The 13,091-nt window shown below is 36.2% G+C and carries 12 protein-coding genes and 1 tRNA gene; 3 read left to right on the top strand and 10 right to left on the bottom strand.

The window, feature by feature from the left end:
* Positions 1 to 61 precede the first annotated feature (61 nt).
* Both recD and A9G24_RS01240 read right to left on the bottom strand, forming a co-directional pair.
* Positions 62 to 1,912: an exodeoxyribonuclease V subunit alpha gene (recD, locus tag A9G24_RS01245; protein WP_065637414.1), complete on the bottom strand. Its 1,851-nt coding sequence runs from the start codon at positions 1,910 to 1,912 to the stop codon at positions 62 to 64.
* A 25-nt stretch (positions 1,913 to 1,937) separates the two neighbouring features.
* Positions 1,938 to 3,521: a mucoidy inhibitor MuiA family protein gene (locus tag A9G24_RS01240; protein WP_065637413.1), complete on the bottom strand. Its 1,584-nt coding sequence runs from the start codon at positions 3,519 to 3,521 to the stop codon at positions 1,938 to 1,940.
* A gap of 244 nt (positions 3,522 to 3,765) precedes the next feature.
* On the opposite strand from A9G24_RS01240, the gene nadR reads away from it, so the two are divergent.
* Positions 3,766 to 4,998: a multifunctional transcriptional regulator/nicotinamide-nucleotide adenylyltransferase/ribosylnicotinamide kinase NadR gene (nadR, locus tag A9G24_RS01235; RefSeq protein WP_065637412.1), complete on the top strand. Its 1,233-nt coding sequence runs from the start codon at positions 3,766 to 3,768 to the stop codon at positions 4,996 to 4,998.
* Positions 4,999 to 5,001: 3 nt separating this feature from the next.
* Positions 5,002 to 5,694 (top strand): nicotinamide riboside transporter PnuC, encoded by a 693-nt coding sequence (gene pnuC, locus A9G24_RS01230; protein ID WP_218056179.1) that lies wholly within the window; start codon positions 5,002 to 5,004, stop codon positions 5,692 to 5,694.
* Positions 5,695 to 5,797: 103 nt separating this feature from the next.
* On the opposite strand, the gene A9G24_RS01225 is transcribed toward pnuC, so the two are convergent.
* Genes A9G24_RS01225 through A9G24_RS01200 form a run of 6 tightly spaced genes read right to left on the bottom strand, consistent with a single transcriptional unit; the run spans position 5,798 to position 9,312 of the window.
* Positions 5,798 to 6,424, bottom strand: coding sequence for a protein-L-isoaspartate(D-aspartate) O-methyltransferase (locus A9G24_RS01225; protein WP_065637411.1), 627 nt, complete (start codon positions 6,422 to 6,424; stop codon positions 5,798 to 5,800).
* A 5-nt stretch (positions 6,425 to 6,429) separates the two neighbouring features.
* Entirely contained in the window at positions 6,430 to 7,452 is a 1,023-nt protein-coding gene (truD, locus tag A9G24_RS01220) for a tRNA pseudouridine(13) synthase TruD (protein ID WP_065637410.1), read from the bottom strand.
* A 21-nt stretch (positions 7,453 to 7,473) separates the two neighbouring features.
* A complete protein-coding gene (ispF, locus tag A9G24_RS01215) occupies positions 7,474 to 7,959 on the bottom strand; it encodes a 2-C-methyl-D-erythritol 2,4-cyclodiphosphate synthase (protein ID WP_065637409.1) in 486 nt (161 codons plus the stop codon).
* Between the two features lie 4 nt (positions 7,960 to 7,963).
* Positions 7,964 to 8,677 carry a 2-C-methyl-D-erythritol 4-phosphate cytidylyltransferase gene (gene ispD / locus A9G24_RS01210; protein ID WP_065637408.1) on the bottom strand — a complete coding sequence of 238 codons (714 nt, stop codon included), beginning with the start codon at positions 8,675 to 8,677 and terminating at the stop codon, positions 7,964 to 7,966.
* Entirely contained in the window at positions 8,677 to 8,973 is a 297-nt protein-coding gene (gene ftsB, locus A9G24_RS01205) for a cell division protein FtsB (protein ID WP_065637407.1), read from the bottom strand. The genes ispD and ftsB overlap by 1 nt, the downstream gene beginning before the upstream one ends.
* 21 nt (positions 8,974 to 8,994) lie before the next feature.
* Positions 8,995 to 9,312 carry a TusE/DsrC/DsvC family sulfur relay protein gene (locus A9G24_RS01200; RefSeq protein WP_065637406.1) on the bottom strand — a complete coding sequence of 106 codons (318 nt, stop codon included), beginning with the start codon at positions 9,310 to 9,312 and terminating at the stop codon, positions 8,995 to 8,997.
* Between the two features lie 193 nt (positions 9,313 to 9,505).
* Here A9G24_RS01200 and A9G24_RS01195 point away from each other — a divergent pair.
* Positions 9,506 to 9,593: transfer RNA gene (locus tag A9G24_RS01195), tRNA-Ser, on the top strand.
* A 414-nt stretch (positions 9,594 to 10,007) separates the two neighbouring features.
* On the opposite strand, the gene A9G24_RS01190 is transcribed toward A9G24_RS01195, so the two are convergent.
* Together A9G24_RS01190 and A9G24_RS01180 are read right to left on the bottom strand one after the other, a co-directional pair.
* Entirely contained in the window at positions 10,008 to 10,961 is a 954-nt protein-coding gene (locus A9G24_RS01190; protein WP_141673018.1) for a hypothetical protein, read from the bottom strand.
* A 1,088-nt stretch (positions 10,962 to 12,049) separates the two neighbouring features.
* Complete coding sequence (locus A9G24_RS01180) at positions 12,050 to 13,003, bottom strand: hypothetical protein (RefSeq protein WP_141673017.1); 954 nt, start codon at positions 13,001 to 13,003, stop codon at positions 12,050 to 12,052.
* Positions 13,004 to 13,091: the final 88 nt, after the last annotated feature.

The following is a 13,091-nucleotide window of genomic DNA, read 5'->3' as shown; positions in this document are numbered from 1 at the left end:
TGCCTCGAATGACATATCATCTTTCAAAAAAATAAGCTCAAATGTGCTTATCAAAATAGAATCAGCTATTATTTTGCAATAAACTCACTAAACCACTATGCCTTGGTGTTTGTGATTTAATTGCTTGTAATAAAATTGGTTTAGTCGCATAAATTGAAACGGCTTTTTTAGCGCGGGTAATTGCTGTATAAAGCAAAGAACGGTTAAGCAACGGTGAATAACTAGTTGGTAAGATAATATTCACATCATCGAATTCTGAACCTTGCGATTTATGGATTGTCATAGCGTAAGCTGTTTCATGCTCAGGTAATCGAAATGGCGAAAATCCTTTAATAGATCCATCAGCAAACGGGAAATACACACGTAATTTTGAGCTATTCTTTTCAGCCATTAATGTAATGCCAATATCACCATTGTACAACCCTAATGAAGTACTATTGCGTAAAATCATAATTGGCCGACCAACGTACCAAGCCTCTTTATTTTTCAAGCGAATCAATTTATTTTTGGCTAATAGTAACTCAATTTGCTTGTTTAAACCCTCTACACCAAAATATCCTTCTCTTACAGCACAAAGTAAGCGATATTCGGCAAATTTAGCTAAAACTGCCGCAATATCATTAGTGCCATATTGCTTAATAACATTTAAATAATGTTTATAGTGATTAATACTATCATGTAAAACATCTTCATAAGCTTGTTGGGATGAAAGTGCATGATATTGGATATCACTTAATGACTCATCGGTTAATAATTTTTTCACGACAGTTGAGCGCCCCTCTTTAACAGCATTAGCCAACAATCCAATACCAGACGATTCGTTAAAACGATAACTTTTTTGTAATAGGCAAATACTGTCCGTGATTGTTGCTGTTTGCTCGCAAGCAGGCACAACATAGCCAGTTAATTGGCTTAGCTCTTTTGCTCGTGACTCGCTATAACCATGCGTAATAAAGGTACAAAGATCACCAAATACCGCACCGGCTTCAACCGATGAGAGCTGATCTTTATCACCCAACAAAATTAAACGTGCAGAAGCGGGTAAGGCTTCAATGACTCTTGCCATCATATTTAAATCAACCATTGAGGCTTCATCAATGACTAATACATCAACATGCAACGGATTATTTTTATCATGCTTGAATGAACGATTATCTGCTTTTGCGCCTAATAAACGGTGTAAAGTGATCGCTTCTGCCTTTATATTGAGTGATGCAAAAGCGAGTTGCTCAATTGTTTGACTCAATGATTCGGTTAACCTTGATGCGGCTTTCCCTGTCGGAGCCGCCGTAATAATTCGCGCATTGGGCGTAGTTAACAAAATTCCGGCTAAAATTTTAGCGACAGTGGTTGTTTTACCTGTACCAGGCCCGCCCGAAATAATCGCGACTTTACGCGTTAATGCCGCAGCAACCGCCACTTTTTGCCAATCAATTTCAGCGTGATTATCGGTAAAAAGCTGATTAAGTATAGTATTTAAATCAACATCGCAATTTGACTCTTTATTAAGGATTGTGTGATTGAAATATTGAGCAACATTTTTCTCGTCCAACCACATCCTTTGAAAATAGAGTTTATTTTCAATAAGGATAAGCGGAGATAAATTTGTTCCATCACTCACAACTCGACTATTTTGTGCTTGTTCAAGTGCGTTTTTCCAATCTTGCTCGTTTGGTGAGCCTAAGGCTAACCAAAGCTGCGCTTCTATCGTTGATTGTTTTAAATAACGAAGATCTAAGCAAACATGACCAGATCTTACCTCTTTACTTAGCGTTATCACTAAAAAACTGAATCGTTTAATTGTAATATTGTCATTTAACTTTGCTTTATTCGTTAAAAATGCTGCCAAATGAATATCTAGCAAACTAATTTGATTGTCTTGTGTAAATTGGTTTAACCATTCGTTTAACATACTGTATTTTCTGTGATTTACTCATTTATAATCCAATTATATCGTTAACTTTATCTTTTGGATAAGTCAGTTTAAAGCTTAAACTAAGATTTTTATTTTCATTTGGATTCAACTTAAACTGCCACATTAATTGACCGGTTTCTTTATTATAATTTGCATTATCATATTTAGCCTCATTAAGGACGACTGCCTTATTGATAATATTGGGTAGCTGATCATAAACAACAATATCAATAGGTAGCGATTTGGTATTTTTTACATCAATGGTATAAGCATATTTTTGTGAAATATCATTGCCGAATAACGAAGGTTTTGATGTTTCATTAATATTACGATTACGTGAAATAAAAATATTGTTATCTTTACCTAAAGAGATATCGAGTGTCTCTTTTAGATCTTTAGTAGTAATAAAACTTTCGCCAATATAATTACCGTTAAAAAATACCGTAGACTTTCCTGGTAAAAGGTTAAGTTTATCCCAATCAGCAATTTGTGCTTGTAAGTACACACCGCTATCTAATTTAGGAATAGCAATATAATGATATTTCGCTTCCACTTCTTTGTTTTGTAAAGTAAGAATATTACTTTGGCTATTGGATTTAATGGTATAAGGCAATTTGACCTCAAAGCGGGTATTAATACCTAACGTTTTGGTGAATACATTATCATCAGGATGCACTGATCTTGACGCTTTTGCACTTATTTCATCATAATCTTTTTCGCTCTTAGAAAAAAAGAATCCACCTTTTACAGTATACAGATCGATATACCATGGCATTAAATCAGGAGCAGTTATTCCATCACTGGGATTAGAAGTCAATAAACTAAAATCCACGTTTTGCCAATCCAAACCACTATTTTGATAAATATCTGCTTTATAAGTGAGTTGTAATGGAGAATTGATATCCGCAACGCGCACATCATAAACAGGCACCCAACCCGCTTTATTGGTGACGTACGATAAAGTCACTGGCAAGCTAATGTCTTTATCAGAATAAACTTTTACAGTAATTGCATTGGTTAAACGCTTGGTCAACGCTTTTTGTTTATCAATCTTATCTTGGCATTGTGCGATTTGTGCATTAATCTGATCGACTTCTTTCTGTAGCTTGTTTTGTTCATTTAAGGCTGTGACTAAATTTGTTTTAACAAATTCCAACACATTTTTCATTCCGCTTAAATCGTTATTTCCATTTTTAACTAACAGATCCAAGCGATTCCCCTGTAAAAGGGTAACTTGTTCAGATACGGCTTTTAATTGTATTTCGGTGGTATCATGTTTTTCTTGTAATTGCTTTAACTCGTCAAGCAAAGGCTTAATATCTGCGCTTAGTTTATTATCGCCAACATAGTTATCATTTAATGACGTTGATAATACTTTCACGTTGGTATCATCACCAAATCCCACATTAATTGAATTAGCTTTGACACCATCGGCAATTCCAGTCAATAAAATTTCACTTTCCCCTTTACTTAGTAATACCGTTGATTGCCCCTGTAATTCAGCTCCTTGTAAAAAAAGCGTTACTTTATTGAGTGTGACATTATTGTTTGCTAAGGCACTGCTAGAGGCAAATGCAATGAAAAAAGCTAATTTTTGAATTTTCATATTTTCTTTTCAATCTCTTTGAGATATTAACTATTAGAATTTATTTAAGTTATAAGTAAGCATAGCAATATGCAATACCTAAAATCATCAATAGTAAAAGAGTATTCACTATTTTCAGCTTAATTGCTATAAATTTTAATGAAGCTAAATAAAAATAAATTATTTTATGTTTAATATATTGAACAATAAATAAAAATGATTTATATTTTGTTTAAAATAAAAAACACCAAATAAGGAGACTATTATGAATAGCTTCAGTTATCTAAAAAAAGCAATAAAACGGAAAAATATATCATTACAGACAGTTGCCGATGCTTGCCAAATGACTAAGGGTTACTTAAGTCAACTCATTAACGATAAAATTAAAAATCCTAGCGCACAAAAATTACAATCGCTCCACCAATATTTACAAATCGAAGAATCCACCAAAAATAAGAAAGTAGGCATCATTTTTGGCAAATTTTATCCTTTACATACTGGGCATATCTATCTTATTCAACGCGCAATTAGCCAAGTTGATGAACTGTATGTCGTGCTTTGTTCCGATACTATTCGCGATATGGCATTATTTGAACAAAGTGCGATGTCTCGCCAGCCGACGATCAATGATAGAATTCGCTGGCTACTGCAAACCTTTAAATATCAAAAAAATATCCATATTGAATTATTAGAAGAAGACGGCATTCCTACTTATCCTAATGGTTGGCATGAGTGGAGTGAACGAGTTAAAAAACTGTTTCAAGAAAAAGGTATCAAGCCAGATTGCGTTTACTCAAGTGAACCACAAGATGTTAAGATGTATAAAGATTTATTTGATTTAGATACAATGCTCATTGACCCAAAACGACAATTTATGCAAGTCAGTGGCACTCAAATTCGCCAAGCACCACTGAAAAACTGGCAGTACATCCCAACTGAAGTTAGACCATTTTTTGTCAGAACCGTCGCCATTTTAGGTGGCGAGTCTAGTGGTAAATCGACGTTAGTGAATAAACTAGCGAACGTATTTAATACTACTAGTGCGTGGGAGTATGGACGCGATTATGTATTTTCACACTTAGGCGGTGATGAGCGCGCCTTGCAATATGCCGACTATGACAAAATTGCACTAGGACATGCTCAATATATTGATTTTGCGATAAAACATGCCAATAAAGTTTCGTTTATTGATACTGATTTTGTCACAACTCAAGCTTTTTGTAAAAAATATGAGGGCAAAGAACACCCCTTTTTACAAGCAATGATCAATAATTATCGTTTTGATTTGGTTATTTTATTAGGCAATAACACACCATGGGTTGCCGATGGTTTACGCCATTTAGGCAGTCCAAAACAGCGCAAAGATTTTCAACAGTTATTGATAACATTATTAGAAAAAAACAATATCAACTATATACAAATAGATTCTCCTGATTACGAGGCGCGATATTTACGCTGTATTGAACTAGTTAATCAACTTATCAACGATGAAGAGTAATAAATGATGAATAAATTAAACGATCTTACCATTTCAATCGGACGCAATAAATTTTATCCATTTTTTTGTATATTATGTGTCACGCTAGCATTCTTATACACTGATCCATTTACTCAATTTAATTTACGCTATACAGCTTCTTACATAGGCGCTTTTTGTGGCCTACTTTGTGTCATTTTATTAGCAAAACGAAAAAATATGGGCAATGTATTGGGTATGTTTGCCGTAGTTGCAGAATGTTGTGCTAATGTTCTTGGTGGCAATATTGGTGCGGGACTGCCCCCCCTCTACTATTTTTGTTCACATATCTATGGGCTATTTACTTGGCAAAAAAACCTTGATAATCATAAAAATGTTAAAGTTCGTTCACTCAATGAAACCGCATTTTTATATACACTCATATTTCTTATTGCTGCGGCTTTTTTCAATATTTATTTAACCAATGAAGTTGGTGCTACCAATACAACCTATCAACTCATGGCTAACTGTTTTATCTTTGGATTAGGTATTGTTGCTCAGTTATTGCTAATGATGCGATATGCGTTTAATTGGTATTTATGGGTCATATTAAACGTACTGGTGATTGGCTTAAATATCTATACCGACAATATCATTATCGCAACACAGTACTTAATTTATCTATTTAATGCTATTTATGGAATTTGTGAATGGAAACGTTCTGAACAGGAAGAATAGATATACCAGATTTTGTCAAAAAGTTTCAGAAAACACTATGTTTCAGTATAAAAATAGAAAATAAGTATTTTATTTTCTATTTTTTATTTGATATGAACATAAATTATTCTATATCGCCTTTAACTAAAGGTACAAATATCACCTCGCCCATATTTTTGGCTACAAATTTATTGCCATCACGCTCAATTAATTGTAAAGCCTGTTTACTGTTACCGACTGGAATAACTAATCGTCCTTTATCTGCCAACTGTTCTAACAAGCTTTGTGGTACTTCGGATGCAGCTGCGGTAACGATGATGCCATCAAACGGCCCTCGCTCAGGCCAACCTAACCAGCCATCACCATGACGCGTTGAAATGTTGTGAATATCTAGTTGCTTTAAACGACGTTTTGTATTCCACTGTAGGCTTTTAATTCGCTCAACCGAACAAACATGCTCAACTAACTTTGCCAAAACAGCGGTTTGATACCCAGAGCCAGTACCAATTTCAAGCACTTTAGAATTAGGTTCTAATTTCAATAGTTCCGTCATTTTCGCTACAATATAGGGTTGAGAAATGGTCTGACCATTGCCTATGGGGAGTGGGCGATCATCATAAGCTTGATGCGAAAGAGCTTCATCAACAAAATGTTCCCGTGGAATTGAAGCGATAGCATCTAAAACATACTCGTCTTTTATTCCTTGCTGACGCAAGAATTTAATTAGGGATTGCATTTTTAGATTTTGCATTTGGGCTACTCATTTTCCATTATTAATTCACGTATCACACTTGTTGCATAACAACCTGACGGCAAATAAAAATCAAGATCAAGAGTATGATCATCCAACCATTGCCAATTAAGTTGCTCTGCTCGTAACAATATTGACCGTCTTACTGTTTCGACACGCTCTTTTTTGAATAGGTCAATAAATTCAGACCAACTTTCTAAACATTTTTGCTCAAAATCAAGTGCCTTAAAGCGTGTACCAAGTGGTGAATCCCCCACCATTGGTGCGGTAATATTAATTTCACCATTTTCAAGTCGCTGCTGTAATAAATCCATTTCATCTTCTTGTGCAACAAACCAGCTACCACGCTGTGCGAGTTGTAATATATCGCCATCTAACACAATTTGATGTAAATTTTGAGCTATTCGCTGGCTGACAATATTGTTAAAAATCGCACTACGTGCAGCTGAAAGATAAAAGCTACGCTTTTTACGATCTTTAACCGAAATCTCGCCACTAGCCCATTTTATGGCTTGGGTAATATTATTTTCATTTCGACCAAAACGCTGCTCACCAAAATAATTAGGCACGCCATGTTGTTTGAGTAAGGCTAATTTAGATTCGATTTCAGATTGAGCATTTAAATTTCTTAATCTAATTTTAAAATAATTACCCTTTAATGCACCTATTTTTAATTTTTTATTATGCCGAGTGACTTTGAGTATCTGGCAACCAGCTAAATCAAATGTCGAAAAGTCTGGCGTTTGCTGACCAGGCATATGTAAGCTAAACCATTGCTGAGTTATCGCTTGACGATCTTTTAATCCAGCATAACTCACAAGCTTGGCTGAAATACCAACATATTTAGCTAACTGCTCAGCCACAAAAATAGTATTACAATCACGTTTTTGCAAAAAAACTAAAACATGTTCACCATCGCCAGTCAACTCAAATCCAAGATCTTCTGTAACCATAAAATCTTCGTATTGCTGTTTATACTGCCCTGTCGTGGTTGGTTTTCCATATAAATAATTAAGTTTTGCTAACACTTGTATTGCCTATATTTAAATTTAATCTGCTTTGGACTTTTTGGTTAATAAAACAACTGCTTGGCAAGCAATGCCCTCTTTACGTCCTATAAACCCTAATTGCTCAGTCGTTGTCGCTTTTACACTAATTTGATCAAAATGCACTTTTAGATCTTCAGCGATATTAACCCGCATTTGATCCACATGAGGCCGCATTTTGGGTTCTTGTGCGATGATAGTGGTATCCAGATTTATAAGCTCATAGCCTTTAGCTTGAACTAAGCTGTACACTTCTTTTAATAATATACGACTATCTATGCCTTTATATTTAGGATCAGTGTCAGGAAACAGCTTACCAATATCACCTAATGCTAATGCACCAATTAAGGCATCGGTTATAGCATGTAATACAACATCACCATCAGAATGCGCAACAAGACCATATTGATAAGGAATTTTCACGCCAGCAAGGGTTATTGGCCCCTCACCACCAAACTTATGCACATCAAATCCATGACCTATTCTCATATTTTCACCTATTTGGAATCTGATTAGTCAAATAAAAAGTAGCCAATGCTAAATCTTCAGGACGCGTTATTTTTATATTATCTCGACGGCATTCAATCAATAAAGGGTGCCCGCCACAATATTCAATCGCTGAAGCTTCATCTGTAATGGCAACATGATGATTTAAAGCTTGTTGCAAACATGATTTTAGTTCACCAGCATTAAATAGTTGAGGCGTTGCTGCGCCCCATAAATAAGTTCGATCTTCAGTATAATCAATAACATTGTCATTATTTTGATACGCTCGTTTTATCGTATCACTAATACGGGTGGCTAATATGCCACCTTGTTTTTTATTTGTTACCGTTTCAATTAGGCGCGTAATATCATCATGATCAACACAAGGCCTTGCTGCATCATGAACTAAAGCCCACTGTTGATCATTTAGCAGTTGTAATCCAGCTAACACAGAATCAGCGCGAGTTTTGCCACCTAAAGTGACTTTAATCTTATCGTGTAAGGCGATCGAAAGGGTATGAAATAAGTTATCTTCTGGGCTGATCACAACAATAACTCTCACAATTTGAGGGTGCGTTAATAATTTATTCAGTGTATGTTCTAAAATCGTTTTTGAACCAATTTCTAGATATTGTTTGGGGGTTTGGCTATTCATACGGCAACCAATTCCTGCTGCCGGCACAATAGCGATGATATCATGAAGATTATTTACGTTATGCATTATCGTTTTTTTGTATCCGAATCAATTATAATTCGATAAAAATATTCATTAGATTTAACCATCCCTAAATGGCTACGCGCGCGCTCCTCTATTGCTTCATAGCCACGTTGTAAATCATCAATTTCAGCAAACATCTGTTCGTTACGAGCCTTTAACTTCTCGTTATCAGCACGTAAATTAACTAACATTTCCACATTGTCTTGATAGTCGTACACGTTATTTTTTCCATACCACAAAGAATACTGTAGATAACCCAGTACAACCAATAATAATAAAGGGAGCTTCCATCTTCTCATGAATTTAGTCTTATCCTTTATCTATATACATTTAACTGGTTTTGGTAAGCCTGCAAGTTTAGTCGCTTGTTTAGCTGGGCCATCAGGAAATAACTTATACAAATAACGACTATTGCCCTTTTCTGTACCAAACTTTTTTTCCATCGCTTTAACTAAAGCGCGTATAGCTGGTGAGGTTTTATATTCTAAGTAAAAATCACGAACAAATAAAATCACTTCCCAATGTGCATTGGTTAATTCAATGCACTCTTTGGCTGCCAATTCAGGAACCAAATCAACAGTCCAATCCTGCCAATTTTTTAAATAACCTTTATCATCGGTTTCTATCTGTTCTAACATTTTTCAAAGTACGCTATTTAATGTGTGTTGTATTATACCCAATTAATCACAATCCAACACTAATTTTGCAGGCAAATACCTCATCGATTGCTTAATTCCCATAAAATTTGATGAAATTTAAAGCAAACGATAAAAAATTTTAAAATAGCTATTTACAAATAAGCAAGTCTACTTTAATATTCACAGCCATTGCGGAAGTGTGGCTGAGCGGTTGAAAGCACCGGTCTTGAAAACCGGCGAGGGGCGACCCTCCCAGAGTTCGAATCTCTGCGCTTCCGCCATCTTCTTTCAGTATCAATTAAAAATCCTCAAGATAGAAAATAAACGATTATTACGTATACCATAATAATATACCATTCAAATATTTAATAATACTTTGCTAGCTAATCTAAATTATTTACTAATTAATTTTACTTATGCATTAACAGTAGGCTAAAGCTGTTAATGAAATCCACTAAGAACGAAAAAATTATCAAGATGCACTAGTGCCGATTTAACGGCTTTTAATCAAGAATAGAAAGTAACCCTGAATCAGATCTGTTAAAAGTCATGAGCATTTTGTGACTTTCTGCTATTAAAGCGCAGGCTAGCAGGCTCTAACCTGCTCGGCGCCCCGCATAACGCAGGGGCTATGATCTTTGATAGATTATTCTTGATGAGTACCATGACTAAAAATCAAGAACCAAAAACAAAAGCTAAGGCGTGACGCAAAGCCCCTCATAAATAACATACGAAGGATTGCGAAACACAGAACCGTCAAACGTAGCCACAGCAAAGAACGTATCGTCACCTGTTGGGTCAGTTACTGGATAGCCGTCGTCACTGAAGCCTGCTTTGAAGTAATAACGCATTTTGCCCCACTCCGTGAAAAATCCGGCCCCTATTTGACGCTGATAGTAATTCCCACTTGATGATGGCGTAGCGCCAACGGCACCATAACATTCATCGTTATCTGGGTTGTGGTCATAATCAAGACAGACCGCGTTGGTAAGGTCTTTTACTTTCGGAAGTCGATAGCCTAAACCATTACACCACTCTGCATGGGAAACATCACCATCGCCCCCTGCATCACGGGCAAGGAACCATTGGTGTAATACAAATCCATATGTTACAACCTCATTACCCTCTCTATCTTTACCGACTAATTCAAATGTCTGCGGTAAATTTGGCTTATAAACTAGACCAGGATATGATGGAAGCTCAGCTAGCCAAGAATTACTCAGCTCAGGACCTGCTAGGGTTACGCGCGTCACCTCTTCTGGACCATCCATCCACACACTCCACCCATCTGTTATATGTTTCCATTCTACTGTGGCAGTTATACCCTCATGCGTAACAGGTTCCCATATTAATTCACTTGCATCAACGCCCGCTATATCTAAATCAAAATATAATCCATCGGCACCTGTGGTCGGAAAATTAAGCGCGTATGATGCGGGGTGAGTGGATTGCGTAAAAAATCCCTTACTTGGGTCCCACACGCCTGATGGACCAGCGTTTTCATCTGTACCCCAAATCAGATTCGGCCGAGCGAAATTGACAACAGCCGATGGCAATATTATTGCATCGCTGCGATTATTAACTCCTCGATTATTTTTACCAACCAATGCCTGCAAATTCCATGAAGTCAACAAGAATAACAATGTCAACAGGATTCTTGAGAAGAATTTCAACAATAATTTGGGAGATGATTTCGAGGATATAAACGAGGAAAGCGTAAAAACTTGTCTAATGGAGCTATTTGATAAATTTAAGACATAGGTTTGCCAGTGCTGGTGTCTGGTGTCTGGTGTCTAATATGATAATGCATTATGGTCACCTCCGTCAAGTAAAATTATGTTTAATTTCAATTTTTTATGTTTGTTCGATCATTAAATAGGCTGATTTTTAAATCGGTGAAAGTATAACCATTTTAAAAAAGCTTGGCTAGGTTTTTTTGGGAATAACGAAATGTAAATATTGGGGTTAATTAAGCTTTTTGGGAAAGATTTGAAGAATTGAAATTTCTATTTTTGTAAAAAAACAACAAAATAAAATTACAATAAAATCACTACCGAATGTTTTTTAATAATTTTTAGATTTTTCCAAAAATGAGGACTTTTTTTGTTCTATAATATTCATTAATATTTATCTAAATCAATTTTCTCAAGAGAAAACAATTGAATAATGATTCGGCAGGCTCGCGCTCATCATGCAAGTAAAATTTTTCTTATTCTTTTTTTATTTAAAACTCATATTGCAAAAGCAGGAACATTTAGGATCTATCCGCTTTTAGAGACTCTTTTTGGCGTTATTGGTTTAATTTTTGCGCCTATTTTTTATGCATTTATTAAATTATCATTAAAAGAACTACGGATTATTTAAACAAATTTCTATATTGAAATTCAATAATGTAATTCATTAACGTGCAACCAAATGCGCTAAGCAAATTAACTTAATCGGCAAAACTAAGCCGGTGAAAAGAAGCCTTAGAATTCTTTCGAAATCTTTCAGGTAGAAAATTGATTTTATTTAGCTTTTTCTTGTGAGCTTTTAATAAAATCAATGGATTATAGGCTGTTTCTGTTTATTATTACCGTGGGTTTTATTTTTTATTTTTCTGGAATAAGCGCTTTTGCTATCTAGTAGCAAAAGCGCATAGCTTGCTTCGGCGCCCCGCATAACGCAGGGGCTATGATCTTTGATAGATTATTCTTGATGAGTACCATGACTAAAAATCAAGAACTAAAAACAAAAGCTAAGGCGTGACGCAAAGCCCCTCATAAATAACATACGAAGGATTGCGAAACACAGAACCGTCAAACGTAACCACAGCAAAGAACGTATCGTCACCTGTTGGGTCAGTTACTGGATAGCCGTCGTCACTGAAGCCTGCTTTGAAGTAATAACGCATTTTGCCCCACTCCGTGAAAAATCCGGCCCCTATTTGACGCTGATAGTAATTCCCACTTGATGATGGCGTAGCGCCAACGGCACCATAACATTCATCGTTATCTGGGTCGTGGTCATAATCAAGACAGACCGCGTTGGTAAGGTCTTTTACTTTCGGAAGTCGATAGCCTAAACCATTACACCACTCAGCATGGGAAACATCACCATCGCCCTCTGCATCACGGGCAAGGAACCATTGGTGTAATACAAATCCATATGTTACAACCTCATTACCCTCTCTATCTTTACCCACTAATTCAAATGTCTGCGGTAAATTTGGCTTATAAACTAGACCAGGATATGATGGAAGCTCAGCTAGCCAAGAATTATTCAGCTTAGGACCTGCTAGGGTAACGCGCGTCACCTCTTCTGGACCATCCATCCACACACTCCACCCATCTGTTATATGTTGCCATTCTACTGTGGCAGTTATACCCTCATGCGTAACAGGTTCCCATATTAATTCACTTGCATCAACGCCCGCTATATCTAAATCAAAATATAATCCATCGGCACCTGTGGTCGGAAAATTAAGCGCGTATGATGCGGGGTGAGTGGATTGCGTAAAAAATCCCTTACTTGGGTCCCACACGCCAGATGGGCCAGCGTTTTCATCTGTACCCCAAATCAGATTCGGCCGAGCGAAATTGACAACAGCCGATGGCAATATTATTGCATCGCTGCGATTATTAACTCCTCGATTATTTTTACCAACCAATGCTTGCAAATTCCATGAAGTCAACAAGAATAACAATGTCAACAGGATTCTTGAGAAGAATTTCAACAATAATTTGGGAGATAATTTCGAGGATATAAACGAGGAAAGCGTAAAAACTTGTCTAATGGAG

It is taken from the genome of Gilliamella sp. App6-5 (assembly GCF_001690525.1).
Classification (GTDB): domain Bacteria; phylum Pseudomonadota; class Gammaproteobacteria; order Enterobacterales; family Orbaceae; genus Gilliamella; species Gilliamella apicola_H.
This window is presented reverse-complemented; position numbering and strand designations above follow the sequence as displayed.